This window comes from Kluyvera sp. CHPC 1.251 (assembly GCF_036759945.1).
GTDB classification, from domain to species: domain Bacteria; phylum Pseudomonadota; class Gammaproteobacteria; order Enterobacterales; family Enterobacteriaceae; genus Kluyvera; species Kluyvera sichuanensis.
On the sequence record NZ_JAPKIC010000003.1, the window covers coordinates 1 to 26,519 of the forward strand.

Consider the following 26,519-nt stretch of genomic DNA (forward strand, 5'->3'; position numbering starts at 1 on the left):
CTTTCGCTCACTGTTGCGAGGTGGCGTATATTACGCTTTCCTCTTTCAGAGTCAAGCGTTTAATTTCGCTTTTCTCTGTCGAGATTCTCAGGAGAACCTCGCTGACCCGGCGGCTTGTTTGCCGTTGTTCCGTCTCAGTGGGGCCGCATTATAGGGAGTAATTGAGATCCCGCAAGCATAAATTTAAAATAATTTATCGCCCGCTCTCTTTTTCAACAAATCGTGCAGCAATGCACCGTTAAAGGCCCGAACTGCTGTTTTTAACACCGATTCAGCACATCAAATGGCATACTAAAGAAAGATAAATAATAGGAATGGCATTTATGTCTCTAAGCGCACAGCAACTGGCAGCTCAAAAGAACATCTCCTGGGTCCTGGCTGAGAAAATAGCCCAGAAGATATTAACCGGCGAATACCCGCCGGAAAGCATCCTCCCCGGCGAGATGGAGCTGGGCGAGATTTTCGGCGTCAGTCGAACCGCCGTTCGTGAAGCGGTAAAAACCCTTTCGGCAAAAGGCATGCTGCTCCCGCGCCCGCGCATTGGTACGCGCGTTATGCCTCAGGCACACTGGAACTTCCTCGACACCGAGCTTATCTCCTGGTGGCTGACCGCAGATAATTTCCAGTCGGTGATGAAACACTTCCTGGTGCTGCGCCGCAGCCTCGAGCCTCAGGCCTGCATGCTAGCCGCGACGCTAGGCACGGCGGAACAGAAAGCACATCTCAATACATTGATGGAAGAGATGGCGACGCTAGAGAAAGCGTTCGACCGTACTCGCTGGATTGATATCGACACCTCCTGGCACGAGCACATCTATGAAATGAGCGCGAATCCGTTCCTGACCTCCTTCGCCAGGCTCTTCCATTCGGTGTACCACATCTATTTCACCTCGATTACTGAAGATGAGGTGATCGAACTGGATAGCCACCAGGCCATTGTTGATGCTATCCAGGATGGCGACGGTCAGCAGGCGTTTCTGGCATGCCAGGCATTATTAAACGCGCCGCATATCCGGGAAGCCGTCTAGAGGACATCGCATGACAGAAAAGAAAGCGCGGAGTATGGCCGGCCTGCCGTGGATAGCGGCAATGGCCTTCTTTATGCAGGCGCTGGACGCCACCATCCTCAATACCGCCCTTCCGGCCATCGCCCATAGCCTTAACCGTTCGCCGCTGGCCATGCAGTCGGCGATTATCAGCTATACGCTGACCGTCGCGATGCTGATCCCGGTGAGCGGCTGGCTGGCCGACCGTTTCGGTACCCGCCGCGTCTTTATGTTAGCGGTGAGTCTGTTCACTCTTGGCTCTTTGGCCTGCGCACTCTCTTCTTCATTAACCGAGCTGGTTATCTTCCGGGTGATTCAAGGGATTGGCGGCGCCATGATGATGCCCGTTGCGCGCCTGGCGTTACTGCGCGCCTACCCGCGCAGCGAACTGCTGCCGGTGCTTAACTTTGTCACCATGCCGGGCCTGATTGGGCCGATTCTGGGCCCGGTGCTCGGCGGCGTATTCGTCACCTGGGCCACCTGGCACTGGATTTTCCTCATTAACATACCGATTGGCGTTGTCGGGATGCTGTACGCCCGGAAATATATGCCGAACTTCACCACGCCGCGGCGACGCTTCGATTTCTCCGGTTTCCTGCTCTTCGGGCTAAGCCTGGTACTGTTCTCCATCGGTATGGAGTTGCTCGGGGAGCAAATCGTGTCAGGCTGGGTGGCATTAATGATAGTCCTGCTCAGCATCCTTCTGCTGCTCGCCTATATCCGCCACGCGCGTAAGCACCCTACGCCGCTGATTTCACTGTCACTGTTCAAAACGCGCACCTTTTCCGTCGGTATCGCCGGAAACCTGGCAACGCGTCTGGGTACCGGCTGCGTACCGTTCCTGATGCCCTTGATGCTACAGGTGGGTTTCGGCTACCCGGCGCTGATCGCCGGCTGCATGATGGCGCCGACGGCTATCGGTTCGATTATTGCAAAATCGACCGTTACTGCGGTACTGCGCCGTTTGGGATATAGGAAAACACTGGTGGGGGTCACGCTGTTTATTGGCCTGATGATCGCGCAGTTCTCGCTGCAATCGCCGTCGATGCCGATATGGATGTTGATTCTGCCGCTGTTGGTGCTGGGGATGGCGATGTCTACGCAGTTCACCTCGATGAACACCATTACGCTTGCCGACCTGACGGACGATAACGCCAGCGGCGGCAATAGCCTGCTGGCGGTGACCCAACAGTTGTCGATTAGTCTGGGGGTTGCCATCAGCGCCGCGGTGCTGCGTTCCTATCAGAGTATCGTGGGTTCAACCATCGATCAGTTCCACTATACCTTTATTACCATGGGCGTGATTACGGCGATATCCGCGCTGATGTTCTTGCTGCTGCGGCCGAAAGATGGCCGCAATCTAATAAAAGAAAAGCACTAGCCTCACACAGAGCCGCGAACCACCAGCTCGGGCGTCAGCTGCATACGCTGCTGTTTCTGCCCGGGCTGGGCGATACGATGAATCAACACATCAATCGCCAGTTCGCCAAGTTCATCTTTCGGCTGGTGAATGGTGGTCAGCGGCGGCGTCATATAGCGCGCCAGCTCGATGTCATCATAGCCAATCACTGCCATATCCTGCGGAATACGCAAACCCGCCTGATACAGCGCCTGATAGGCACCGACCGCCATGGCATCATTGCCGACAAAGACCGCATCCGGGCGCTCGGGATGCTTCAGTAGCTGCTGCATCGCTTCCAGACCGCCGCCGAATTCGAAGTCGCTGGTAATCTCATAGCCGTCCGGGATGGGCAGCTTCGCGTTATGCATCGCTTCCCGGTATCCCTCCAGGCGCAAACGCGCCGGGGTTTTATCCAACGGGCCAGCAATGCAGGCAATGCGCGTATGGCCGCGTTCAATCAGGTAACGGGTCGCCATATCGCCGCCAAACAGCGAATTGTCCTGAATCAGGTCGCTGTCGCCGTCGAACGGTGCCCAGTCCATCATCACGGACGGAATAGAAGGGTAGCGCTGCATGATCTCCAGCGACGGCTGGTGCGTTTCGGTGCACAGCAGCAGCAGTCCATCAACGCGCTTTTGCATCAGCGTTTCAAGATTGCGGTTCATCCGCTGCTCGTCGCCTTCGGTATTGCACAGCACCAGGCTATAGCCGCGCTCGAAGCAGCTGCGCTCGACGCCGCGCACCAGTTCAGAATAGAACGGGTTGGTACTGGCGGTGATCAGCATGCCAATCGTGTGGGTCTGATTCAGCTTGAGGCTACGCGCCAGCGCCGACGGCGCGTAGTTCAGCGTTTTGATGGCCGCATCAACTTTCTCGGTAATCGCCTCGCTGACGAAGCGGTCTTTATTGATGACGTGCGATACGGTTGAGGTGGAAACGCCCGCCAGGCGAGCAACATCCTTCATCGTGGCCAAGCATTACCCCTGTTGACGTAAAAATTCGTCGATCTCTTCACGCCATGGAACCGATGGCTGAGCGCCTTTACGCGTTACGGCGATGGCAGCAGCTGCATGAGCAAAACGCAGCGCCTCCGCCAACGGCGTGTTTTCCAGCAACGCGGTCATCAGCGCACCGTTAAAGGTATCACCCGCGGCAATGGTATCGATGGCCTGGACTTTAAAGCCCGGCACGCGACGGCCTTCGCCCTTCACGCTGGCCCATACGCCACGGCTGCCGAGGGTGATGATCACCGTATCGATACCTTTGGCATGCAGAACCTGCGCGGCTTTCGCGGCGTCTTCATCGTTTTCTACCCGCACACCGGTCAACTTCTCGGCTTCGGTTTCGTTCGGGGTAATAATATCCACCAGCGACAGGAGTTCGTCCGACAGCTCGCGCGCCGGAGCCGGGTTTAATACCACGGTGGTCTGGTTCTGGTGGGCAATCTGTGCGGCCAGCAGTACGCTGTCCAGCGGGGATTCAAGCTGCATCAGCAGCGCATCAGCCTTCGCAATGCGCTCACGCTGCGCATCGACTAATACCGTGGATAATGCGGCGTTGGCTCCGGCATGGATACCAATGACGTTTTCGCCTTCACCGTTCACGAAGATCAGCGCTACGCCGGTCGACTCGCCCGCCACGGCGCTTACCGGCGCAACGTCAATGCGGTCAACCTGTAACTGTTTACGGATGCGCTCACCGATATCGTCGTCGCCCGTGCAGGCAATAAACGCAATATCCGCACCGCTGCGCCCAGCGGCAACCGCCTGGTTTGCGCCTTTGCCGCCGAAAGCGACCTGATAATGGCTACCGGTGACGGTTTCGCCAGGCGTCGGGAAAGATTCAAGATTGAGAATGTGATCGGCATTGATGCTGCCAAGGACGACGAGTTTGCCTGCGGTTTTCATTTTCAGAGTGTCCGGTAAGATGCGCCACCGGTTGACTTACCGGTGGCGCGTGCCCTGCTTTTATTTTTGATGTTGTCCCTCAGGCTGCGAGAGCCTGAATCGCATTCGCGTTATTACTGCTTAATTACCAGCTTCAGGTCAACAGGATATTTCGCCTGGACCTTTTCGCCTTTCAGCACTTTGTCAGCGGTTTCCACGCCGGTCGCACCGATCTGGTCAGGTAACTGCGCGATAGTCGCCGCCAGTTTGCCATCTTTTACTGCTTTCTCGCCATCCGGCGTACCGTCAAACCCAACCACCATCACATCGGATTTACCGGCAGTTTGCAGCGCGCGCAGGGCGCCCAGCGCCATTTCGTCGTTCTGTGCGAAGACCGCTTTCACGTCAGGATGCGCAGTCAGCAGGTTCTGCATCACGTTCAGACCTTTAGTACGGTCAAAGTCGGCAGGCTGGCTCGCCAGAACGTTAAATTTGTGAGCGGCAACGGCCTGCTGGAAGCCTTCGCCACGCTCACGCGCTGCGGAAGTCCCGGCAATCCCCTGTAGTTCGATAACCTTCGCGCCTTCACCGGCTTTTTTCGCGATGTAATCACCCGCGATTTTACCGCCCAGCACGTTATCAGAAGCAATGTGGCTCACGACCTCGCCTTTAGAGGCAACGCGGTCCAGGGTGATAACCGGGATTTTTGCCTGGTTAGCCATCTTGATAGCGTTACCGACAGCATCGGAGTCAGTTGGGTTGATCAGCAGAATTTTGGTGCCACGAACCGTTAAATCCTGAACGTTAGCCAGCTCTTTCGCCGGGTTATTCTGTGAGTCCAGAACCACCAGGTTGTAACCCAGTTTATCGGCTTCTTTCTGCGCGCCATCTTTCAGGGAGACGAAGAACGGGTTATTCAGCGTTGAGATAACCAGCGCAATGGTGTCTTTCGCCATCGCGTTCGCACTCACGGTGGCGCTCAGCGCAACCGCAGAAACCAGGGTAGCCAGTTTTTTCATGTTCATATCTAAGATGTCCTGTAGTGTCGTGAATTACTGCTTTTTGTTGTCCACCAGCACCGCCAGCAAAATGACGACTGCTTTAACGATCATCTGGTAATAAGAAGAAACGCCTAACAAGTTCAAACCGTTGTTCAAGAACCCAAGAATCAGCGCACCGATAAGCGTGCCGACGATACGACCTTTACCGCCTGCCAGGCTGGTTCCGCCCAGCACCACCGCCGCGATAGCATCCAGCTCATAGCCGGTACCCGCCGTCGGTTGCGCAGAGGAGAGACGCGCCACTTCGATAATCCCCGCCAGCGCCGACAGCAGCCCGCACAGAGAGTAGACGATAATTTTGACTTTATTAACGCTGATACCGGAAAGACGCGTTGCCGCTTCGTTCCCGCCCAGCGCATAGATATAACGACCCAGACGGGTGTGATGCAGCATGTACCACGCGGCCAGGAAAACAATCCCCATGATCCATACCGGAGTAGGGATGCCCAGCGGGCGGCCAATCCCGAACCAGCCAAAGACATCGGCGTTATCGGTAAATCCAGTGTTCACCGGACTGCCGTTGGTATACACCATCGTCACACCGCGCAGCAGCAGCATCATCACCAGCGTGGCGATAAACGCCTGAACGCGCCCTTTGGCGACAATAACGCCGGTAACGGCCCCGATTGCGGCACCTAATGCGAGTGCGGCAGCAACCGCCACCAGCGCATTAACTTCGATGCCCACAATCGACGCGGCGACCGCGCCGGTCAACGCCAGCAGAGAACCGACGGACAGGTCGATCCCCGACGTTAAAATGACCAGCGTCATCCCGACCGCCATGATCGCATTCACGGAGGTTTGCTGCAGGATGTTGAACAGGTTATTGACGGTAAAAAAGTTCGGGCTCATGGTCGATACGATCGCTATCAGCACCAGCAAGGCTATCAGCGATTTTTGCTCCAGCAGCCATGCTTTAGTGAAATAGCGGCGACCCGCCACAGACTGGGTTGTCATCTTTTTTACTCCTGGTTCACGCGGTTAAGCTTGCCCACTGCGGCAGCCATTAATACTTCCTGGGTGGCCTGCTCGCGTGAAAACTCACCGCCGAGATGCCCTTCATGCATCACAATAATGCGATCGCTCATCCCCAGGACTTCTGGCATCTCGGAAGAGACCAGAATGATGCTCAGGCCGTCGGCCTTGAACTGGTTGATAAGCTGGTAAATCTCTTTCTTCGCCCCGACATCGACGCCACGCGTCGGCTCATCGAGGATCAGTACCTTCGGACGGGTCATCAGGCCGCGGGCAATCGCCACTTTCTGCTGATTACCGCCGGAGAGCAGGCCGATAGCCTGTTCCATAGAAGGGGTTTTGACGTTAAACAGGCGAATAAAATCGCCGACCGCCTGCTGTTCGTCTTTATGCTTCAGGCCACCGCCGGCACGGCTGAAATAGCGCAGCGCGGTCAGCGACATGTTCTCTTTCACCGACATGCCCAGCACCAGGCCATCGCGCTTACGGTCTTCGGAGATATAAACGATGCCGTTTGCCAGGCCGTCCTGCGGCGAACGGGTCACCACTTCATGACCGTCGAGGGTTACGTAGCCACTGGTGCGCGGCAGTGCACCGTACAGCACCTTCATCAGTTCGGTACGACCCGCGCCCATCAGCCCGGCAACGCCCAGGATTTCGCCTTTACGCAGCGTGAAGGAGACGTTTTCCACGCCTGGCCCACACAGTGCATCCACCTTCAGACGGATCTCACCCGGCGCTTTATCAAGATGCGGATACTGATCTTCGAGCTTACGTCCGACCATCATTTCAATCAGACGATCTTCGTTGAGGCTCGCCACTTCACGCTCGGCAATAAACTGCCCGTCGCGGAACACGGTGACGTCGTCGCAGATCTCGAAAATCTCTTTCATGCGGTGGGAGATATAGACAATGCCGCGCCCCTGCGATTTCAATTCGCGGATGACGCGGAACAGGGATTCGGTTTCGGTATCGGTCAGCGCATCGGTCGGTTCATCCATTACGATGACCTTCGACTCAAAGCTCAGCACCTTGGCAATTTCCACCATCTGCTGATCGCCGATAGAGAGGTCACCCACCAGGCGGTCGCTCTTAAAGCGCAGATTGAGTTTTGCCAGCAGGATATCGGCCTCGGCATACATCTTTTTCCAGTCGATTTTGCCAAAGCGATTGACGAACTCACGGCCGAGGAAAATATTCTCGGCAATCGTCAGCTGCGGGATCAGGTTCAGCTCCTGGTGGATGATGCCAATACCGGCTTCCTGGGAAGATTTAGGGCCATTAAAGGTGGTCTCTTTACCCAGCCACAATAATGAACCGGCATCGCGGGCGTAGATCCCGGTCAGCACTTTCATCATGGTGGATTTCCCCGCGCCGTTTTCGCCCACCAGCGCCATCACGCGACCGGAGTAGACGTTCAGCGCGGCGCCGGAGAGCGCCTTTACGCCCGGGAACGATTTATCGATCCCTTTCAGTTGTAAGAGTGCGTCCATGATGGCCTCAGAAGGTGACGCCAGCACAGAGAATGATATTCGCATACGGGGAGCATTCCCCGCTGCGAATCACCGCCTGACTGTCTGCGGTTTGTTGTTTGAACTGTTCATGTGAGACGTAACGAACATCAATGGTGTTTCCCTGGTGTTGCTGCAGCTGCTCAATGTGTTTGAGCAACGCTTCGTGGAGCTGCGGATTATGTTGCTGAATTTCCGCGGCGAGAATGGCGGCCTCGACCTGCATCTCTTGCGTCACCACGCCCAGCACCTGCATAAAGGTGGGAACGCCCTGGGTCAGCGCCATATCAATGCGCGCCGTGCTGCGAGGAATAGGTAAGCCCGCATCGCACACCACCAGCGTATCGGTATGCCCTAAACGGGAGATAACCGACGAGATTTCAGAGTTGAGTACCGTGCCTTTCTTCATTTTGTTTTCTTGCTCCACTAGCGAAACGTTTCGCTAGCATCAGTTTAATCTGAAGAATGAACAGAAAACCACCATCAGGTTATAGAAATGTGATCGCCATCGAAACGTTTCGCGAATGAAGGAGGGGGAATAAAAAAACGCCCTCCGTCAGAATGAGGGAGGGCGTTGATAGCGTTAGATTTCGACCTGGGTGCCCAGTTCGATAACGCGGTTCGGCGGAATCTCGAACTGATCCGGTGCGCGAAGCGCGTTGCGCTGCAGCAGCAGGTAGAGCTTGCCGCGCAGACGCAGGTACCATGGGCGTTTGCCGACAATCAGCGATTCATGCGACATAAAGAACGACGTTTCCATCATTCGGCAGCTTAAGCCTTCCAGACCGCAGCGGTGGAACACCTCTTCCACGTTTGGCGTTTCACGCCAGCCGTAGCTGGCCACGACGCGCCAGAAGGTTGGTGAGAGCTGCTCAATCTGCACGCGGCGAACGTTATGTACGTACGGCGCATCTTCGGTACGCAGCGTCAGCAGGATAACCCGCTCGTGCAGCACCTTGTTGTGCTTGAGGTTATGCAGCATGGCAAACGGAATCACGTTCAGCGCACGAGACATATACACCGCGGTGCCTGGCACGCGTACCGGCGGCGATTTCTCCAGTGAGGCGATCATCGCTTCCAGAGAGTTGCCGTGTTCATGCATACGACGCAGCAGGCGGAAGCGCTCGCTTTTCCAGGTCGTCATGATGGTGAACATGATCAGCGCCAGGGTCAGCGGCAGCCAACCACCGGAGACGATTTTATCGAGGTTCGCCGAGAACAGCGGAATGTCGATGCACATAAACGCCACAAACAGCAGCGCCACAAAGAACTTATTCCAGCGCCAGTTCTTGCGTGCCACCGTGGTGAACAGAATCGTCGTCAATACCATGGTCCCGGTCACGGCAATACCATACGCCGCCGCCAGGTTTGAGGAGTGCTCAAAACTGACAATCACGACGACTACCGAGATATAAAGCAGCCAGTTGATAAACGGAATATAAATCTGGCCGGACTCCATTTCCGAGGTATGAATAATGCGCATAGGTGACAGATACCCCAGGCGCACCGCCTGGCGAGTCAACGAGAAGACCCCGGAGATAACCGCCTGAGAGGCGATAACCGTCGCCAATGCCGCAATCACCAGCATTGGAATCAACGCCCAATCAGGCGCTAGCAGGAAGAATGGGTTCTTAATGGCTTCCGGGTGCTTTAACAGCAGTGCGCCCTGACCAAAGTAGTTCAACACCAGTGAAGGCAGAACCACCGAGAACCAGGCCAGACGAATCGGTAATTTCCCGAAGTGCCCCATATCGGCATACAGCGCTTCCACGCCGGTAATCGACAGCACCACCGCGCCCAGTGCGACGAAAGAGACGGTTTTATATTGCAGGAAGAAGTTCACCGCCCAGAAAGGGTTCAGGGCATGCAGAACTTCCGGGTTAGCAATAATGCTCCGCGCGCCCAGTACCGCCAGCAGCAAGAACCAGATAAGCATAATCGGTGCGAACAGTTTACCGACCATGCTGGTACCGTGCTTCTGGATAGCAAAAAGCAGCGTCAGGACGATGATTGAAATGGGGACAATCCAGGTATCAAGCGTAGGCGCGATGATCTCCAGACCTTCGATCGCTGACATCACCGAGATAGCCGGGGTAATGACCACTTCACCATAGAAGAAGCTTCCCCCAATAAGCCCAAGGATCACCAGTATTGATGTCGTCTTTGCGGAGGTATTACGCCCAGCAAGTGACATCAGCGTAAGGATCCCGCCTTCACCGGCGTTATCCGCGCGCATTACGAAGGTAATGTATTTGAGTGATACTGTAAAAATCAGCAGCCAGAAAATTAATGACAGGAAGCCAAAAACCGCGTCACGTTCAACGCCAAAACCAAACTGCCCAGACAAACATTCACGAAGCGTATAAAGAGGGCTGGTACCGATGTCGCCGTATACCACGCCAATTGCAGCGAGTGTAATCGCTGATAAAGATTGTTTCTTATCAGTGCTCATAGACTAGTCTTTCGTTTACGAAACAAATGTGTGCCTAGTCCCTTGGCCCACCAAAAGCGCACAGTATGCACGATTAACATCAAAATCGTACCCCTTAATTGCGTCATCTTAACCTGCCTCAATAAATAGCGAGGTACTATTCAGGCTATTCACCTAAAGAGTTATACGTCTATACTCAGCCAGTTAGCAGAATAAACGGTGAAAGGACGCAACTTAATTATGGCGCAACCACATTTATTAGCAGAAAGAATTTCGCGCCTGAGCAGCGCGCTGGAGAAGGGCCTTTTTGAGCGTAGTCACGCCATGCGGCTCTGTCTGTTGGCGGCCCTCAGCGGTGAGAGTGTGTTTTTACTCGGCCCTCCAGGTATCGCCAAAAGCCTGATCGCCCGCCGCCTGAAATTTGCCTTCCAGCACGCCCGCGCCTTTGAATACCTGATGACCCGTTTCTCTACGCCGGAAGAGGTATTCGGCCCGCTCTCTATTCAGGCCTTAAAAGATGAAGGGCGCTATGAGCGTCTGACCGCTGGCTACTTGCCAGAAGCGGAAATCGTCTTCCTTGATGAGATCTGGAAAGCCGGCCCGGCGATTCTGAACACTTTGCTGACCGCCATTAACGAGCGTCACTTCCGTAACGGCGCCAGCGTCGAAAAAATCCCAATGCGCCTGCTGGTGACGGCCTCCAATGAACTGCCGGAAGCGGAAAGCAGCCTCGAAGCGCTATATGACCGTATGCTGATTCGCCTGTGGCTCGACAAAGTACAGGACAAAGGCAATTTCCGTTCGATGCTGATTAGCCAGCAGGATGAGAACGACAACCCGATTCCGGCCAACCTTCAGGTCACCGATGAAGAGTACTTCCAGTGGCAGAAGGATATCGGCAACGTGAAGCTGCCGGATGCGGTGTTTGAGCTGATCTTCACCCTACGCCAGCAGCTCGATAATCTGCCGAATGCGCCTTATATCTCCGACCGTCGCTGGAAAAAAGCGATCCGCCTGCTTCAGGCCTGCGCCTTCTTCAGCGGCCGCGATACGATCGCCCCCATCGACTTGATCCTCTTAAAAGAGTGCCTCTGGCATGACGCAGAAAGCCGAAATCTGCTGCAACAACAAATAGATATTTTGATGACCGGGCATGCATGGCAGCAGCAGGCGATGCTCAACAAACTGGGGGCTATTACCCAGCAGCGTCTGCAAATTCAGCAGCAGCAAAGCGACAAAACGGCGCTGAAGGTCACCCGGCTCGGCGGCATGTTCAGCCGCAAGCCCCACTATGAGCTGCCGTCAGAGGTGCAGTCGCCAACGGTGACGCTGCTGCTGCAAAAACCGCTCAAGCTGCATGATATAGAAGTTATTCATATCGCCTTTGAACGTCAGGCACTGGCAAACTGGCTGGAGAAGAGCGGCGAAATTCGCGGCAAGCTCAACGGCATCGGCTTTGCGCTGGCGCTGAATATGGAAGTCGACGCCAGCCAGCACCTGGTGGTGCGGGATGTCAGCCTTCAGGGGACGCGCCTGTCATTACCCGGAACGGGGACGACGGAGAATATGCCGGCAGAAATCCGTCAGCAGCTGCTCGCGCTCGATGAAGAGTGGCACCAGCAGCACAACCGCTTTAGCGAACAGCAAAAATGCCTCTTTATTAATGAAGAGTGGCTCGGCCGAATTGAAGCCAGCCTGCAGGATGTGGCTGCACAAATTAAGCAGGCGCAGCTTTAATGCTGACTATCGATACGCTCAACGTCATGCTGGCGGTCAGCGAAGAGGGAATGATCGAAGAGATGATCATCGCCCTGCTGGCCTCGCCGCAGTTGGCTATCTTTTTTGAAAAGTTTCCCCGTTTAAAAACCGCAATTACCGACGATCTTCCCCGCTGGCGCGACACCTTTAAGGGCCGCCTGAAAGGGGCTCCGGTTCCACCGGAGCTGGAAGAAGAGGTCATCTGCTATCAGCAGAGCCAGCTGCTTTCCACCGCGCAGTTTATTGTTCAGCTGCCGCAGATTCTGGCGCTGCTGACGCGGCTACATTCGCCGTTTGCCGCACAGGCGCAGCAGCTTGTCGCCAACAATGCGACCTTTACCCCCGCGCTACATACCCTGTTCCTGCAACGCTGGCGGCTGAGTCTGGTCGTTCAGGTGACATCGCTTAATCAGCAGATGCTGGAAGAAGAGCGCGAACAGCTGTTGAGCGAGGTGCAGGAGCGCATGACCTTAAGCGGCCAGCTGGAGCCAGTGCTGGTGGAGAACGACAGCGCCGGTGGGCGGCTGTGGGACATGAGCGCCGGGCAGCTCAAGCGCGGTGACTATCAGCTGATCGTCAAATACGGCGAGTTTCTCAGCCAGCAGCCTGAACTGATGCGCCTGGCGGAACAGCTCGGGCGTTCCCGCGAAGCGAAATCCGTGCCGAAAAAAGATGCGCCAATGGAGACCTTCCGCACCATGGTGCGCGAACCCTCCACCGTGCCAGAGCAGGTCGATGGCATTCAGCAAAGCGACGATATTCTGCGCCTGCTGCCGCCGGAGCTGGCGACGCTGGGGATGACCGAGCTGGAGTATGAGTTTTACCGTCGGCTGGTGGAGAAACAGCTGCTGACCTACCGCCTGCACGGCGATGCCTGGCGTGAGAAGGTTACCGAGCGCCCGGTGGTTCGCCAGGATGAAGACGAACAGCCGCGCGGCCCGTTTGTAGTCTGCGTAGATACTTCCGGCTCGATGGGCGGCTTCAACGAGCAGTGCGCCAAAGCCTTCTGCCTTGCACTGATGCGCGTGGCGCTGGCGGATAATCGCCGCTGCTACATCATGCTGTTCTCCACGGAAGTGGTGCGCTATGAGCTCACCGATCGTCAGGGGCTGGAGCAGGCAATTCGCTTTTTAAGCCAGCGTTTTCGCGGCGGCACCGATATGGCAAGCTGTCTGCGCGCGGTTATCGAGCAGTTGCAAAACCCGCAGTGGCAGGATGCCGACGCAGTGGTCATTTCCGATTTTATCGCCCAGCGGCTGCCGGATGAGGTAGTGAAGAAGGTGGGGGATTTACAGCACAAATACCAGCACCGTTTTCATGCGGTGGCGATGTCTGCACATGGAAAACCCGGGATCATGCGCATCTTCGATCATATCTGGCGCTTTGATACCGGGTTGAGAAGCCGCCTGCTAAGACGCTGGCAGCGTTGATTTAAGCATTACAGCAGGGCGGAGACGCTCTCACGAACCTGTGTTGGCCATACGCCACACTGCACCTGCCCAATGTGGGAGAGTTGCAGCAGCAGCATCGTCAAACGAGACTGACCAATACCGCCGCCAATAGTCTGCGGCATTTCACCGCGCAGCAGCGCCTGATGCCACTCCAGCTGCAGACGATCTTCATCACCGGTTAATGCCAACTGGTGCTTCAGCGCTTTAGCATCGACGCGGATCCCCATAGAGGAAAGCTCGAAGGCGTCTTCCAGCACCGGGTTCCACACTAGAATATCACCGTTCAGGCCAGAGAGGCCGGAAGCGCTCTGAGTGCTCCAGTCGTCATAGTCTGGCGCACGGACATCGTGACGCTGGCCGTCAGACAGTTTACCGCCGATCCCGATCAGGAAGACCGCGCCCAGCTCTTTGGCGATCGCGCGCTCACGCCCTTTCGCATCAAGGCCAGGGTAGCGGCTCAGCAGCGTTTCGCTATGAACGAAGTGGATCTGTTCTGGCAGGAACGGTGTCAGACCAAATTCTTTGCTCACGGCAGCTTCGGTTTCTTTAATACCCGCCCAGATGGCCTTCACGGTGCTTTCCAGCGTGCCGATATGGCGCTCTTCATCACCCATTACGCGCTCCCAGTCCCACTGGTCAACGTAAACGGAGTGAATGGCGGTGAGTCGGTCTTCATCGGGGCGAAGGGCCTTCATGTGCGTGTACAGCCCTTCGCCCGCGCTGAAGTCGTGTTGTCCCAGGGTTTGACGTTTCCACTTCGCAAGGGAGTGAACCACTTCGAACTGGGCATCTGGCAGTGTTTTCACCTTCACCTGAACCGCCTTCTCGCAACCAGACAGGTTGTCCTGTGTCCCATCTCCCACGCGGCTTAAGATCGGCGCCTGGACTTCTACGAACCCTAGCTTCTCTTCCAACTGACGGGAAAAATAGGATTTAACGAAACTAATCTGGCGTTGTTTTGCGATGTATGCGGTTTTCATTATTTTTACTCCTGCGTCCTGTTGGTATTGATTAAGCAACAAAACAGGACACCAATTCAATAATCAAACAATAAAAAGCCTTACTCACTTTTGATTCAATAAAATAACAGGCTAAAATAGAGTGAATCATCAATCTTCATAAGAAAAAGCTATGGAAAATTATCAAATCGACAATCTGGATCGCGGCATCCTTGAGGCATTAATGGCCAATGCCCGTACCGCCTATGCCGAACTGGCTAAACAGTTCGCCGTGAGCCCCGGTACCATTCACGTTCGCGTAGAGAAGATGAAGCAGGCGGGGATTATTACCGGCGCGCACGTCGACGTGAGTCCTAAGCAGCTGGGTTATGACGTAGGCTGCTTTATCGGCATCATTCTGAAGAGCGCCAAGGACTATCCTTCGGCGCTGGCAAGGCTGGAAAGTCTGGACGAGGTCACCGAGGCGTACTACACCACCGGGCACTACAGCATCTTTATTAAGGTAATGTGCAAATCTATCGATGCCCTGCAGCAGGTACTTATCAACAAGATCCAAACAATTGATGAAATTCAGTCCACCGAAACCCTGATCGTCCTGCAGAACCCGATCATGCGTACCATCAAGCCGTGATCGGCTTTTTTAATCCCACATTTTTCCACAGGTAGATCCCAGCTCACACACAGCGTACAATGCCCTCCTCTATATATAGGTGGGCGATCATGGCAGATATCACTCTTATCAGCGGCAGTACTCTCGGCAGTGCGGAATATGTAGCAGAGCATTTGGCTGAAAAACTGGAAGATGCCGGTTTTACCAGCGAAATGCAGCACGGACCGATGCTGGATGACCTGCCGACGGAAGGGATCTGGCTGGTTATCAGCTCGACGCACGGTGCAGGAGACATTCCTGACAACCTGCTGCCTTTATATGAAGCTTTACGTGAGCAAAAACCGGATCTCTCCCAGGTTCGCTTCGGCGCAATCGGGATTGGCAGCCGCGAATATGACACGTTTTGCGGCGCGATCGATAAGCTGGATGCTGAACTGAAGGCCTGCGGGGCCAAACAGATTGGCGAAACGCTGAAGATCAACGTGCTCGAACATGAGATTCCTGAAGATCCGGCCGAAATTTGGTTGGGATCGTGGCATCTTTTGCTCAGAGATTTGTAAAGATCGGAATTTATTGTGTGGATAACTCTGGTTAAAAGCTTGGATCAACCGGTAGTTATCCAAAGAATAACTTCTGTCTGGTTTTTGACCTGTGTATAACCCTTCGTTTTGATCCCAGCTTATACTGAACAGGATCACCGATCATTCACAGCTAACGATCCTTCTTAAACGGTTGATCTTAAAATCAGGATCGGACTTATCCACAAAGGTTGGCGATCCTAATAAGAGATCACAATAGAACAGATCTCTAAATAAAAAGATCTTCTTTTTAATACCCAAGATCCGAACCCTTTCTCCATCGACTAAAGTTGAGTAGAATCCACGGCCCGGGCTTCAATCCATTTTCAAACCGCTTTACGCGAGGCAAACCACCATGTTTTATCAGGATCCTTTTGACGTCATCATCATTGGCGGGGGTCATGCAGGCACTGAGGCCGCAATGGCCGCAGCGCGTATGGGTCAACAGACTCTGCTTTTGACACACAATATCGACACGTTGGGGCAGATGAGCTGCAACCCGGCGATTGGCGGCATTGGGAAAGGACACCTGGTAAAAGAAGTGGATGCCCTTGGCGGCCTGATGGCGACGGCGATCGACCAGGCAGGTATTCAGTTTAGGATACTAAACGCCAGCAAAGGTCCGGCCGTTCGAGCTACCCGTGCACAAGCGGATCGCGTACTCTATCGGCAGGCGGTACGCACTGCGCTGGAGAACCAGCCGAACCTGATGATCTTCCAGCAGGCGGTTGAAGATCTGATTGTTGAGAACGATCGCGTTGTTGGCGCCGTGACCCAGATGGGGCTCAAATTCCGCGCCAAAGCGGTGGTACTGACCGTCGGAACCTTCCTTGACGGCAAAATTCACATTGGTCTGGATAACTACAGCGGTGGCCGCGCAGGCGATCCACCGTCTATCCCGCTGTCTCGCCGTCTGCGTGAACTGCCGCTACGCGTAAGTCGCCTGAAAACGGGTACACCACCGCGTATCGATGCGCGTACCATCGACTTTAGCGTCCTGGGCCAGCAAAACAGCGATAATCCGCTGCCGGTCTTCTCCTTCCTGGGGAACGCCGCTCAGCACCCTCGTCAGATGCCGTGCTACGTCACGCATACCAACGAGAAAACGCATGAAGTGATCCGCAATAACCTCGATCGCAGCCCAATGTACGCCGGCGTGATCGAAGGGATCGGCCCGCGCTATTGCCCATCGATCGAAGATAAAGTGATGCGCTTTGCCGATCGTAACCAGCATCAGGTATTCCTGGAGCCGGAAGGACTCACCTCCAACGAAATTTATCCAAACGGTATTTCCACCAGCCTGCCGTTTGATGTGCAGATGCAAATTGTCCGCTCCATGCAGGGGATGGAAAACGCGCGAATCGTTCGCCCTGGCTACGCCATTGAGTACGATTTCTTCGACCCGCGCGATCTGAAACTCACACTGGAAAGCAAATTTATCCACGGTCTGTTCTTTGCTGGCCAAATCAACGGCACCACCGGCTATGAAGAAGCTGCCGCCCAAGGCATGCTGGCCGGGCTTAACGCAGCTCGTCTGTCTGCCGACAAAGAGGGCTGGGCGCCACGTCGCGATCAGGCTTACCTCGGCGTGCTGGTGGACGACCTTTGCACGCTCGGTACCAAAGAACCGTACCGCATGTTCACCTCCCGTGCGGAATACCGTCTGATGCTGCGTGAAGACAACGCCGATCTGCGTCTGACCGAAATCGGTCGTGAGCTGGGAATGGTGGACGACGTTCGTTGGGCGCGCTTCAACGAGAAGCTGGAGAACATTGAACGTGAACGCCAGCGCCTGAAATCTACCTGGATTACACCGTCATCGGAGTCTGTGGCCGAAGTGAATGCTCACCTGAGTGCGCCACTTACGCGTGAAGCCAGCGGTGAAGATTTGCTGCGTCGTCCGGAAATGACCTACGAACAGCTGACCGCGTTGACGCCATTTGTGCCTATGCTGGAAGATGAGCAGGCAGCAGAGCAGGTAGAAATTCAGGTTAAATACGAAGGCTATATCGCCCGTCAGCAGGACGAAATCGAGAAACAGCAGCGCAACGAAAATACCCTGCTGCCTGCAACGCTGGACTACCGCCAGGTTAACGGCCTGTCCAACGAAGTGATCGCTAAACTCAACGATCACAAACCGGTTTCGATAGGCCAGGCGTCCCGTATCTCCGGGATCACGCCAGCGGCAATCTCTATTCTGCTGGTATGGCTGAAAAAACAGGGGCTGCTGCGCCGCAGCGCTTAATGCACCGAACATGCCCGGTAGCGCTACGCTTGCCGGGCCGACAACCTAGGCCGGATAGGGCGAAGCCGTCTTCCGGCAGATTATCGCTAACAGGTATTCTCCGTGCTCAACAAACTCTCCCGACTGCTGAATGAAGCAGGAATTTCCCTCTCCGATCACCAGAAAAACCAGCTTGTGGCATACGTGGATATGCTGCACAAGTGGAACAAAGCCTACAACCTGACTTCGGTTCGCGATCCTAACGAGATGCTGGTCCGCCATATTCTCGACAGCATCGTGGTTGCGCCGTCGCTCAAAGGTGAACGCTTTATCGACGTCGGTACGGGACCTGGCCTGCCGGGTGTTCCGTTGTCTATCGTGCGTCCTGATGCTCACTTCACGCTGCTGGATAGCCTGGGCAAACGTGTCCGCTTCCTGCGCCAGGTACAGCACGAGTTAGCGCTGACTAACATCACGCCAGTACAGAGCCGCGTTGAAGCGTTCCCGGCTGAACCGCCGTTTGATGGTGTGATTAGCCGTGCTTTTGCTTCGCTGACAGACATGGTGACCTGGTGCCACCACCTTCCTGGTGACGATGGGCGCTTTTACGCATTGAAGGGGCAGCTTCCGGAAGAGGAAATTGCTCAGCTTCCAGCGCCGTTTAGCGTCGAGAGCGTTGTGCCGTTAAAAGTTCCTCAGCTGGAAGGGGAGCGTCATTTGGTTATTATTAAAGCAAATAAAATTTAATTTTTATCAAAAAAAGTAGAGAAAAAGTAGGGTCTTTGGCGTTAACAAATACGCGACAATTAGCGCCAGCGGCCTGCTATATTTAACCAGCGATTAACTTTGGTTTATCTTCACCGTAACGCGGCTTTTTTTGTTAAGACATAAAATAGTCAACATGGAAAATATCAGTCTGCTAAAAGTCAGCCCGTTCGTCATTTTGTCATGTTAATAAATTATTATAAATGTCAATGAATGGTTTTTGTTCTGTATCGCGGTGTTTTTAAAAGAGTGGGCGGATTAAGTCTTAGATATCAGAATGATGAGAACTTCCGTTTTGCTACAATGATTTATGCGGTTCGCTCGAAAATGTTTAATATGTGATCTCGTGCACGCTTTGTAATCACTATTTTCGGTGTATTTGCAGTTTTGTACGATCGTTCACACTTTGGCGAAAAGTAGAAAAACAGCGCGAATGAAAAATAATTAAATATTTATTCACGTTTTGGCTACTTATTGTTTGAAATCACGGGGTGTCACCGTATAATTTGACCGCTTTTTGATGCTTGACTCAGAGCATTAAAGAACGTTTTATACGACACGCGGCATACCTCAAAGGGAGCAGGAGTACAAACGTGATGTCTATGTCGCTCGTGAGTCGAAACGTTGCACGAAAGCTTCTGTTCATTCAGCTTCTGGCAGTGATAGCAAGTGGATTGCTGTTCAGCCTAAAAGACCCCTTCTGGGGCATCTCCGCCGCGTGCGGAGGCCTGGCAGTGTTACTGCCTAATATGTTGTTTATGATTTTTGCCTGGCGTCACCAGGTACATACACCCGCTAAAGGCCGAGTGGCCTGGACGTTCGCCTTCGGGGAAGCGTTCAAAGTGCTTGCGATGCTGGTGTTACTGGTCGTGGCGCTGGCGGTTTTAAAGGCGGTATTCTTGCCGCTGATCGTTACATGGATTTTGGTGCTAGTGGTTCAGATACTGGCGCCCGCTGTAATTAACAACAAAGGGTAAAAGGCATCATGGCTTCTGAAAATATGACGCCGCAGGAATACATAGGACACCATCTGAATAACCTTCAGCTGGACCTGCGTACTTTCTCGCTGGTAGATCCGCATAACCCCCCAGCCACCTTCTGGACGCTCAATATTGACTCCATGTTCTTCTCGGTGGTGCTGGGTCTGTTGTTCCTGCTTACGTTCCGTAGCGTTGCCAAAAAAGCAACCAGCGGCGTACCAGGTAAATTTCAGACCGCGATTGAGCTGGTAATCGGCTTTGTTCATGGCAGTGTCAAAGACATGTACCATGGCAAAAGCAAGGTTATCGCACCGCTAGCCCTGACGATCTTCGTCTGGGTCTTCCTGATGAACCTGATGGACTTACTGCCTATCGACCTGCTGCCGTATGTTGCTGAGCACATACTGGGCCTGCCGGCGCTGCGCGTGGTTCCGTCTGCGGACGTAAACATTACCCTGTCTATGGCACTGGGCGTGTTTATCCTGATTCTGTTCTACAGCATCAAAATGAAAGGCATCGGTGGCTTCACGAAAGAGCTGACACTGCAGCCGTTCAATCACTGGGCATTTATTCCTGTCAACTTAATCCTTGAAGGGGTAAGCCTGCTGTCCAAACCGGTATCTCTGGGTCTGCGACTGTTCGGCAACATGTATGCCGGTGAGCTGATTTTCATTCTGATTGCTGGTCTGTTGCCGTGGTGGTCACAGTGGATTCTGAATGTGCCGTGGGCCATTTTCCACATCCTGATCATTACGCTGCAAGCCTTCATCTTCATGGTTCTGACGATTGTCTATCTGTCGATGGCGTCTGAAGAGCATTAATTTACCAACACTACTACGTTTTAACTGAAACAAACTGGAGACTGTCATGGAAAACCTGAATATGGATCTGCTGTACATGGCTGCCGCTGTGATGATGGGTCTGGCGGCAATCGGTGCTGCGATCGGTATCGGCATCCTCGGGGGCAAATTCCTGGAAGGCGCAGCGCGTCAACCGGATCTGATTCCTCTGCTGCGTACTCAGTTCTTTATCGTTATGGGTCTGGTGGATGCTATCCCAATGATCGCTGTAGGTCTGGGTCTGTACGTGATGTTCGCTGTCGCGTAGTAAGCGTTGCTTTGAATTAAGTAAGAGCAATATCAGAACGTTAACTAGATAAAGAGGCATTGTGCTGTGAATCTTAACGCAACAATCCTCGGCCAGGCCATCGCGTTTGTCCTATTCGTTCTGTTCTGCATGAAGTACGTATGGCCGCCTTTAATGGCAGCCATCGAAAAGCGTCAAAAAGAAATTGCTGACGGCCTTTCTTCTGCGGAACGAGCTAAAAAGGATTTGGACCTTGCACAGGCCAATGCGACCGACCAGCTGAAAAAAGCGAAAGCGGAAGCCCAGGTAATCATCGAGCAGGCGAACAAACGTCGCTCTCAGATCCTGGACGAAGCCAAAACTGAAGCAGAGCAGGAACGTAACAAAATCGTGGCACAGGCTCAGGCAGAAATTGATGCTGAGCGTAAACGTGCCCGCGAAGAGCTGCGTAAGCAAGTCGCTATCCTGGCTGTTGCTGGCGCCGAGAAGATCATCGAACGTTCCGTGGATGAAGCTGCTAACAGCGACATCGTGGACAAACTTGTCGCTGAACTGTAAGGAGGGAGGGGCTGATGTCTGAATTTGTTACGGTAGCTCGCCCCTACGCCAAAGCAGCTTTTGACTTTGCCGTCGAACACAAAAGCGTAGATCGCTGGCAGGACATGCTGGCGTTTGCCGCCGAAGTGACGAAGAACGAACAAATGGCAGAGCTTCTGTCTGGTGCGCTGGCACCGGAAACGCTCTCTAAGTCGTTTATCGCAGTATGCGGTGAGCAACTGGACGAAAACGGCCAGAACCTGATTAAGGTGATGGCTGAAAATGGTCGTCTTAAAGTGCTCCCGGATGTTCTCGAGCAGTTCATTCATCTGCGCGCCGCGAGTGAAGCTACCTCTGAGGTAGAAGTTATCTCCGCTAATGCGCTCAATGAAGAACAGCTTGCGAAAATCAGCGCCGCGATGGAAAAGCGTCTGTCACGCAAAGTTAAGCTGAATTGCAAAATCGATAAGTCTGTAATGGCGGGCGTTATCATCCGTGCGGGTGATATGGTCATTGATGGCAGCGTACGCGGCCGTCTTGAGCGCCTTGCAGACGTCTTGCAGTCTTAAGGGGACTGGAGCATGCAACTGAATTCCACCGAAATCAGCGAACTGATCAAGCAGCGCATTGCTCAGTTCAGTGTTGTGAGTGAAGCTCACAACGAAGGTACTATTGTTTCTGTAAGTGACGGTGTTATCCGCATCCACGGCCTGGCCGATTGTATGCAGGGTGAAATGATCTCCCTGCCGGGTAACCGTTACGCTATCGCACTGAACCTGGAGCGCGACTCCGTAGGTGCTGTAGTAATGGGTCCGTACGCTGACCTTGCCGAAGGCATGACCGTCAAGTGTACTGGTCGTATCCTGGAAGTTCCAGTTGGCCGTGGCCTGCTGGGCCGTGTGGTTAACACCCTGGGTGCACCAATCGATGGTAAAGGCGCGCTGGACAACGACGGTTTCTCCGCCGTTGAAGCTATCGCACCAGGCGTAATCGAACGTCAGTCCGTAGATCAGCCGGTTCAGACCGGTTATAAATCCGTTGATGCCATGATCCCAATCGGTCGTGGTCAGCGTGAACTGATCATCGGCGACCGTCAGACCGGTAAAACCGCGCTGGCAATCGACGCCATCATCAACCAACGTGATTCCGGCATCAAGTGCGTATACGTTGCTATCGGCCAGAAAGCGTCCACCATTTCTAACGTGGTACGTAAACTGGAAGAACACGGCGCGCTGGCTAACACCATCGTTGTTGTGGCAACCGCGTCTGAATCCGCTGCACTGCAATACCTGGCACCATATGCCGGTTGCGCAATGGGCGAATACTTCCGCGACCGCGGCGAAGATGCGCTGATCATTTATGATGACCTGTCTAAACAGGCTGTCGCCTACCGTCAGATCTCCCTGCTGCTCCGTCGTCCACCAGGACGTGAAGCATTCCCGGGCGACGTATTCTATCTGCACTCCCGTCTGCTGGAGCGTGCTGCGCGTGTTAACGCCGAATACGTTGAGACCTTCACCAAAGGTGAAGTGAAAGGGAAAACGGGTTCTCTGACCGCTCTGCCGATTATCGAAACGCAGGCTGGTGACGTTTCCGCATTCGTTCCGACCAACGTAATTTCCATTACCGATGGTCAGATCTTCCTGGAAACCAACCTGTTCAACGCCGGTATTCGTCCTGCGGTTAACCCGGGTATCTCCGTATCCCGTGTTGGTGGTGCAGCTCAGACCAAGATCATGAAGAAACTGTCCGGTGGTATCCGTACCGCTCTGGCACAGTATCGTGAACTGGCAGCGTTCTCCCAGTTCGCATCTGACCTTGACGATGCAACCCGTAAGCAGCTGGACCATGGTCAGAAAGTGACTGAACTGCTGAAACAGAAACAGTATGCGCCGATGTCAGTTGCGCAGCAGTCTCTGGTTCTGTTCGCGGCAGAACGTGGTTATCTGGCGGATGTAGAGCTGGCGAAAATCGGTAGCTTCGAAGCCGCTCTGCTGGCTTACGTTGACCGTGATCACGCTCCGTTGATGCAAGAGATCAACCAGTCCGGTGGCTATAACGACGAAATCGAAGGCAAGCTGAAAGGCATCCTCGATTCCTTCAAAGCAACCCAATCCTGGTAAAGTCTGACGGCCTGTCTTAGGGCAGGCCGTAGGCATTGAGGAGAAGCTCATGGCCGGCGCAAAAGAGATACGTAGTAAGATCGCAAGCGTCCAGAACACGCAAAAGATCACTAAAGCGATGGAGATGGTCGCCGCTTCCAAAATGCGTAAATCGCAGGATCGCATGGCGGCCAGCCGTCCTTATGCAGATACCATGCGCAAAGTGATTGGTCACCTTGCGAACGGTAATCTGGAATATAAGCACCCATACCTGGAAGAACGCGACGTTAAACGCGTGGGCTACCTGGTGGTGTCTACCGACCGTGGTCTGTGCGGTGGCTTGAACATTAACCTGTTCAAGAAACTGCTGGCGGATATGAAGGCATGGACCGAAAAAGGCGTTCAGTGCGACCTCGCAATGATCGGCTCTAAAGGTGTGTCCTTCTTTAATTCCGTAGGTGGCAACATTGTCGCTCAGGTAACCGGTATGGGCGATAAACCTGCCCTGTCCGAACTTATCGGTCCGGTAAAAGTGATGTTGCAGGCCTACGACGAAGGTCGTCTGGACAAGCTTTATATTGTCAGCAACAAATTTATTAACACCATGTCACAGGTGCCGACGATCGTCCAACTGCTGCCGTTACCGGCTTCAGAAGATGATGATCTGAAACGTAAAACCTGGGATTACCTGTACGAACCCGATCCGAAAGCGCTGCTGGATACCCTCCTGCGTCGCTATGTCGAATCTCAGGTCTATCAGGGCGTGGTAGAAAACCTGGCCAGCGAGCAGGCCGCACGTATGGTGGCGATGAAAGCCGCGACCGACAATGGCGGCAGCCTGATTAAAGAGCTGCAGTTGGTATACAACAAAGCTCGACAGGCCAGCATTACTCAGGAACTCACCGAGATCGTCGGTGGTGCATCCGCGGTATAACCAGGTTAATTCGTAGAGGATTCAAGATGGCTACTGGAAAAATTGTCCAGGTAATCGGCGCCGTAGTTGACGTCGAATTCCCTCAGGATGCCGTACCGCGCGTGTACGAAGCTCTTGAGGTGCAGAATGGTAATGAAGTTCTGGTGCTGGAAGTTCAGCAGCAGCTCGGCGGCGGTATCGTACGTACCATCGCTATGGGTTCTTCCGACGGTCTGCGTCGCGGTCTGGATGTTAAAGACCTCGAGCACCCAATCGAAGTTCCGGTAGGTAAAGCAACACTGGGTCGTATCATGAACGTACTGGGTCAGCCAGTAGACATGAAAGGCGACATCGGTGAAGAAGAGCGTTGGGCTATCCACCGCGCTGCACCTTCCTACGAAGAGCTGTCAAGCTCTCAGGAACTGCTGGAAACCGGTATCAAAGTTATCGACCTGATGTGTCCGTTCGCTAAGGGCGGTAAAGTCGGTCTGTTCGGTGGTGCGGGTGTTGGTAAAACCGTAAACATGATGGAGCTGATCCGTAACATCGCGATCGAGCACTCCGGTTACTCCGTGTTTGCGGGCGTAGGTGAACGTACTCGTGAGGGTAACGACTTCTACCACGAAATGACCGACTCCAACGTTATCGATAAAGTATCCCTGGTATATGGCCAGATGAACGAGCCACCGGGAAACCGTCTGCGCGTTGCTCTGACCGGTCTGACCATGGCTGAGAAATTCCGTGACGAAGGTCGTGACGTACTGCTGTTCGTCGATAACATCTATCGTTACACCCTGGCCGGTACTGAAGTATCTGCACTGCTGGGTCGTATGCCTTCAGCGGTAGGTTACCAGCCGACTCTGGCGGAAGAGATGGGCGTTCTGCAGGAACGTATCACCTCCACCAAGACCGGTTCTATCACCTCCGTACAGGCGGTATACGTACCTGCGGATGACTTAACTGACCCATCCCCAGCAACTACCTTTGCTCACTTAGATGCAACCGTAGTACTGAGCCGTCAGATCGCTTCCCTGGGTATCTACCCTGCGGTTGACCCGCTGGACTCCACCAGCCGTCAGCTGGATCCGCTGGTTGTTGGTCAGGAACACTACGACACCGCTCGTGGCGTTCAGTCCATCCTGCAGCGTTATCAGGAACTGAAAGACATCATCGCCATCCTGGGTATGGATGAGCTGTCTGAAGAAGACAAACTGGTGGTAGCACGCGCACGTAAAATTCAGCGCTTCCTGTCCCAGCCATTCTTCGTAGCAGAAGTATTCACCGGTTCTCCGGGTAAATACGTTTCGCTGAAAGACACCATCCGTGGCTTTAAAGGCATCATGGACGGCGAATACGATCACCTGCCGGAGCAGGCGTTCTACATGGTCGGTTCCATTGACGAAGCAGTGGAAAAAGCCAAAAAACTTTAACGCCTTAATCGGAGGGTGATATGGCAATGACTTACCACCTGGACGTCGTCAGCGCAGAGCAACAAATGTTCTCTGGTCTGGTCGAGAAAATCCAGGTAACGGGTAGCGAAGGTGAACTGGGGATTTTCCCGGGTCACGCCCCGCTGCTCACCGCCATTAAGCCTGGTATGATTCGCATCGTTAAACAGTTCGGTCATGAAGAGTTTATCTATCTGTCCGGCGGCATTCTTGAAGTGCAGCCTGGTAGCGTGACCGTTCTGGCTGATACCGCTATTCGCGGCCAGGACCTCGACGAAGCGCGAGCTCTGGAAGCGAAACGTAAGGCTGAAGAGCACATTAAGAGCTCTCATGGTGATGTGGATTACGCTCAGGCGTCCGCAGAACTGGCCAAAGCGATCGCTAAACTGCGCGTTATCGAGTTGACCAAAAAAGCGATGTAACACCGGCTTGAAAGTCAAAAAGCCAGTCTGGTTTCCAGGCTGGCTTTTTTTATGGCTTGTTTTAATTTAACTGAAACTGAAAAGGTATTTTAAATATTTTGTGATTTGAGTCACAAAAATGTTGATCGATAAAAATGGGAGGAGTAGACTTCTTTTTGTGACATGAGTCACAGAAAACACCACTACTATCGCAGGATAAAAATCATGAAACTGATCAACAAAATCATCGCCCTTTTCAGCGCTATGAACATCTCTTTCGGTACTTTCAACCTGTAAGGTTGATGACCGCACTGGCCGCCTCACCTGTAGGTCAGATGCCGTTCTGTTAAGCGCTGTACCGCTAACGAAAACCACAACACACGCGGTGTAAACAG

25 protein-coding genes are annotated in these 26,519 nt (G+C 53.8%); 17 read left to right on the plus strand and 8 right to left on the minus strand.

Annotated elements, in window-relative coordinates; all coding sequences use genetic code 11:
• Positions 1–323 precede the first annotated feature (323 nt).
• Positions 324–1,028 carry a FadR/GntR family transcriptional regulator gene (locus tag V6940_RS06815; RefSeq protein WP_333495331.1) on the plus strand — a complete coding sequence of 235 codons (705 nt, stop codon included), beginning with the start codon at positions 324–326 and terminating at the stop codon, positions 1,026–1,028.
• Between the two features lie 10 nt (positions 1,029–1,038).
• Positions 1,039–2,427, plus strand: coding sequence for a multidrug transporter subunit MdtD (mdtD, locus tag V6940_RS06820; RefSeq protein WP_185668180.1), 1,389 nt, complete (start codon positions 1,039–1,041; stop codon positions 2,425–2,427).
• A 2-nt stretch (positions 2,428–2,429) separates the two neighbouring features.
• Here mdtD and rbsR read toward each other — a convergent pair whose 3' ends face one another.
• The 7 genes from rbsR to kup all read right to left on the minus strand — a co-directional run bounded on the left by rbsR (position 2,430) and on the right by kup (position 10,333).
• Positions 2,430–3,422, minus strand: coding sequence for a ribose operon transcriptional repressor RbsR (rbsR, locus tag V6940_RS06825; protein WP_333495332.1), 993 nt, complete (start codon positions 3,420–3,422; stop codon positions 2,430–2,432).
• Positions 3,423–3,425: 3 nt separating this feature from the next.
• The gene (gene rbsK, locus V6940_RS06830) at positions 3,426–4,355 is read right to left on the minus strand and encodes a ribokinase (RefSeq protein ID WP_333495333.1); all 930 of its coding nucleotides are present in this window, start codon (positions 4,353–4,355) and stop codon (positions 3,426–3,428) included.
• 113 nt (positions 4,356–4,468) lie between these two features.
• Positions 4,469–5,359: a ribose ABC transporter substrate-binding protein RbsB gene (gene rbsB, locus V6940_RS06835; protein ID WP_035893648.1), complete on the minus strand. Its 891-nt coding sequence runs from the start codon at positions 5,357–5,359 to the stop codon at positions 4,469–4,471.
• A gap of 27 nt (positions 5,360–5,386) precedes the next feature.
• Positions 5,387–6,352, minus strand: coding sequence for a ribose ABC transporter permease (rbsC, locus tag V6940_RS06840; RefSeq protein WP_035893646.1), 966 nt, complete (start codon positions 6,350–6,352; stop codon positions 5,387–5,389).
• 5 nt (positions 6,353–6,357) lie between these two features.
• On the minus strand, positions 6,358–7,863 hold the full coding sequence (gene rbsA, locus V6940_RS06845; protein WP_333495334.1) for a ribose ABC transporter ATP-binding protein RbsA: 1,506 nt from the start codon (positions 7,861–7,863) through the stop codon (positions 6,358–6,360).
• A gap of 7 nt (positions 7,864–7,870) precedes the next feature.
• Positions 7,871–8,290, minus strand: coding sequence for a D-ribose pyranase (rbsD, locus tag V6940_RS06850; protein ID WP_123650958.1), 420 nt, complete (start codon positions 8,288–8,290; stop codon positions 7,871–7,873).
• A 174-nt stretch (positions 8,291–8,464) separates the two neighbouring features.
• Positions 8,465–10,333: a low affinity potassium transporter Kup gene (kup, locus tag V6940_RS06855; protein ID WP_333495335.1), complete on the minus strand. Its 1,869-nt coding sequence runs from the start codon at positions 10,331–10,333 to the stop codon at positions 8,465–8,467.
• A 219-nt stretch (positions 10,334–10,552) separates the two neighbouring features.
• Between kup and ravA the strand changes: the two genes are divergently transcribed.
• Both ravA and viaA read left to right on the plus strand, forming a co-directional pair.
• Positions 10,553–12,049, plus strand: coding sequence for an ATPase RavA (gene ravA, locus V6940_RS06860; RefSeq protein WP_333495336.1), 1,497 nt, complete (start codon positions 10,553–10,555; stop codon positions 12,047–12,049).
• Positions 12,049–13,500, plus strand: a complete 1,452-nt coding sequence (gene viaA, locus V6940_RS06865; RefSeq protein WP_333495337.1) for an ATPase RavA stimulator ViaA — start codon at positions 12,049–12,051, stop codon at positions 13,498–13,500. The genes ravA and viaA overlap by 1 nt, the downstream gene beginning before the upstream one ends.
• A gap of 8 nt (positions 13,501–13,508) precedes the next feature.
• Here the strand turns inward: viaA and asnA are convergent, their stop codons facing one another.
• Positions 13,509–14,501 (minus strand): aspartate--ammonia ligase, encoded by a 993-nt coding sequence (gene asnA, locus V6940_RS06870; RefSeq protein WP_333495338.1) that lies wholly within the window; start codon positions 14,499–14,501, stop codon positions 13,509–13,511.
• A gap of 151 nt (positions 14,502–14,652) precedes the next feature.
• Between asnA and asnC the strand changes: the two genes are divergently transcribed.
• The 13 genes from asnC (at position 14,653) to V6940_RS06935 (ending at position 26,145) form a co-directional block, all read left to right on the plus strand.
• Entirely contained in the window at positions 14,653–15,111 is a 459-nt protein-coding gene (gene asnC, locus V6940_RS06875; protein WP_035893632.1) for a transcriptional regulator AsnC, read from the plus strand.
• 89 nt (positions 15,112–15,200) lie between these two features.
• Complete coding sequence (gene mioC, locus V6940_RS06880; RefSeq protein WP_333495339.1) at positions 15,201–15,650, plus strand: FMN-binding protein MioC; 450 nt, start codon at positions 15,201–15,203, stop codon at positions 15,648–15,650.
• Positions 15,651–16,023: 373 nt separating this feature from the next.
• Complete coding sequence (gene mnmG, locus V6940_RS06885; protein WP_333495340.1) at positions 16,024–17,913, plus strand: tRNA uridine-5-carboxymethylaminomethyl(34) synthesis enzyme MnmG; 1,890 nt, start codon at positions 16,024–16,026, stop codon at positions 17,911–17,913.
• A gap of 102 nt (positions 17,914–18,015) precedes the next feature.
• Entirely contained in the window at positions 18,016–18,639 is a 624-nt protein-coding gene (rsmG, locus tag V6940_RS06890; protein ID WP_333495341.1) for a 16S rRNA (guanine(527)-N(7))-methyltransferase RsmG, read from the plus strand.
• A gap of 614 nt (positions 18,640–19,253) precedes the next feature.
• A complete protein-coding gene (gene atpI / locus V6940_RS06895) occupies positions 19,254–19,634 on the plus strand; it encodes a F0F1 ATP synthase subunit I (RefSeq protein WP_185668168.1) in 381 nt (126 codons plus the stop codon).
• Positions 19,635–19,642: 8 nt separating this feature from the next.
• Entirely contained in the window at positions 19,643–20,458 is an 816-nt protein-coding gene (gene atpB / locus V6940_RS06900) for a F0F1 ATP synthase subunit A (RefSeq protein ID WP_166515107.1), read from the plus strand.
• 46 nt (positions 20,459–20,504) lie between these two features.
• Positions 20,505–20,744 (plus strand): F0F1 ATP synthase subunit C, encoded by a 240-nt coding sequence (gene atpE / locus V6940_RS06905; protein WP_000429386.1) that lies wholly within the window; start codon positions 20,505–20,507, stop codon positions 20,742–20,744.
• Positions 20,745–20,810: 66 nt separating this feature from the next.
• Positions 20,811–21,281: a F0F1 ATP synthase subunit B gene (atpF, locus tag V6940_RS06910; RefSeq protein ID WP_035893620.1), complete on the plus strand. Its 471-nt coding sequence runs from the start codon at positions 20,811–20,813 to the stop codon at positions 21,279–21,281.
• Between the two features lie 14 nt (positions 21,282–21,295).
• Positions 21,296–21,829, plus strand: a complete 534-nt coding sequence (gene atpH, locus V6940_RS06915; protein WP_035893618.1) for a F0F1 ATP synthase subunit delta — start codon at positions 21,296–21,298, stop codon at positions 21,827–21,829.
• 12 nt (positions 21,830–21,841) lie between these two features.
• Positions 21,842–23,383, plus strand: coding sequence for a F0F1 ATP synthase subunit alpha (gene atpA / locus V6940_RS06920; protein ID WP_166515109.1), 1,542 nt, complete (start codon positions 21,842–21,844; stop codon positions 23,381–23,383).
• 49 nt (positions 23,384–23,432) lie between these two features.
• A complete protein-coding gene (atpG, locus tag V6940_RS06925; protein ID WP_185668166.1) occupies positions 23,433–24,296 on the plus strand; it encodes a F0F1 ATP synthase subunit gamma in 864 nt (287 codons plus the stop codon).
• Positions 24,297–24,322: 26 nt separating this feature from the next.
• Positions 24,323–25,705 carry a F0F1 ATP synthase subunit beta gene (gene atpD / locus V6940_RS06930; RefSeq protein ID WP_035893613.1) on the plus strand — a complete coding sequence of 461 codons (1,383 nt, stop codon included), beginning with the start codon at positions 24,323–24,325 and terminating at the stop codon, positions 25,703–25,705.
• A gap of 20 nt (positions 25,706–25,725) precedes the next feature.
• Positions 25,726–26,145: a F0F1 ATP synthase subunit epsilon gene (locus V6940_RS06935; protein WP_003023809.1), complete on the plus strand. Its 420-nt coding sequence runs from the start codon at positions 25,726–25,728 to the stop codon at positions 26,143–26,145.
• Positions 26,146–26,519: the final 374 nt, after the last annotated feature.

Bases quoted from the DNA above. Each gene is read 5' to 3' on its own strand.
- asnC (WP_035893632.1), top strand. From the start codon at position 14,653: ATGGAAAATTATCAAATCGACAATCTGGATCGCGGCATCCTTGAGGCA.
- V6940_RS06935 (WP_003023809.1), top strand. From the start codon at position 25,726: ATGGCAATGACTTACCACCTGGACGTCGTCAGCGCAGAGCAACAAATG.
- mdtD (WP_185668180.1), top strand. From the start codon at position 1,039: ATGACAGAAAAGAAAGCGCGGAGTATGGCCGGCCTGCCGTGGATAGCG.
- atpE (WP_000429386.1), top strand. From the start codon at position 20,505: ATGGAAAACCTGAATATGGATCTGCTGTACATGGCTGCCGCTGTGATG.
- rbsK (WP_333495333.1), bottom strand. From the start codon at position 4,355: ATGAAAACCGCAGGCAAACTCGTCGTCCTTGGCAGCATCAATGCCGAT.
- rbsD (WP_123650958.1), bottom strand. From the start codon at position 8,290: ATGAAGAAAGGCACGGTACTCAACTCTGAAATCTCGTCGGTTATCTCC.
- atpI (WP_185668168.1), top strand. From the start codon at position 19,254: ATGTCTATGTCGCTCGTGAGTCGAAACGTTGCACGAAAGCTTCTGTTC.
- ravA (WP_333495336.1), top strand. From the start codon at position 10,553: ATGGCGCAACCACATTTATTAGCAGAAAGAATTTCGCGCCTGAGCAGC.
- atpB (WP_166515107.1), top strand. From the start codon at position 19,643: ATGGCTTCTGAAAATATGACGCCGCAGGAATACATAGGACACCATCTG.
- rbsA (WP_333495334.1), bottom strand. From the start codon at position 7,863: ATGGACGCACTCTTACAACTGAAAGGGATCGATAAATCGTTCCCGGGC.
- mioC (WP_333495339.1), top strand. From the start codon at position 15,201: ATGGCAGATATCACTCTTATCAGCGGCAGTACTCTCGGCAGTGCGGAA.
- rbsC (WP_035893646.1), bottom strand. From the start codon at position 6,352: ATGACAACCCAGTCTGTGGCGGGTCGCCGCTATTTCACTAAAGCATGG.
- viaA (WP_333495337.1), top strand. From the start codon at position 12,049: ATGCTGACTATCGATACGCTCAACGTCATGCTGGCGGTCAGCGAAGAG.
- mnmG (WP_333495340.1), top strand. From the start codon at position 16,024: ATGTTTTATCAGGATCCTTTTGACGTCATCATCATTGGCGGGGGTCAT.
- kup (WP_333495335.1), bottom strand. From the start codon at position 10,333: ATGAGCACTGATAAGAAACAATCTTTATCAGCGATTACACTCGCTGCA.
- asnA (WP_333495338.1), bottom strand. From the start codon at position 14,501: ATGAAAACCGCATACATCGCAAAACAACGCCAGATTAGTTTCGTTAAA.
- atpA (WP_166515109.1), top strand. From the start codon at position 21,842: ATGCAACTGAATTCCACCGAAATCAGCGAACTGATCAAGCAGCGCATT.
- atpD (WP_035893613.1), top strand. From the start codon at position 24,323: ATGGCTACTGGAAAAATTGTCCAGGTAATCGGCGCCGTAGTTGACGTC.
- V6940_RS06815 (WP_333495331.1), top strand. From the start codon at position 324: ATGTCTCTAAGCGCACAGCAACTGGCAGCTCAAAAGAACATCTCCTGG.
- rbsB (WP_035893648.1), bottom strand. From the start codon at position 5,359: ATGAACATGAAAAAACTGGCTACCCTGGTTTCTGCGGTTGCGCTGAGC.
- atpG (WP_185668166.1), top strand. From the start codon at position 23,433: ATGGCCGGCGCAAAAGAGATACGTAGTAAGATCGCAAGCGTCCAGAAC.
- atpH (WP_035893618.1), top strand. From the start codon at position 21,296: ATGTCTGAATTTGTTACGGTAGCTCGCCCCTACGCCAAAGCAGCTTTT.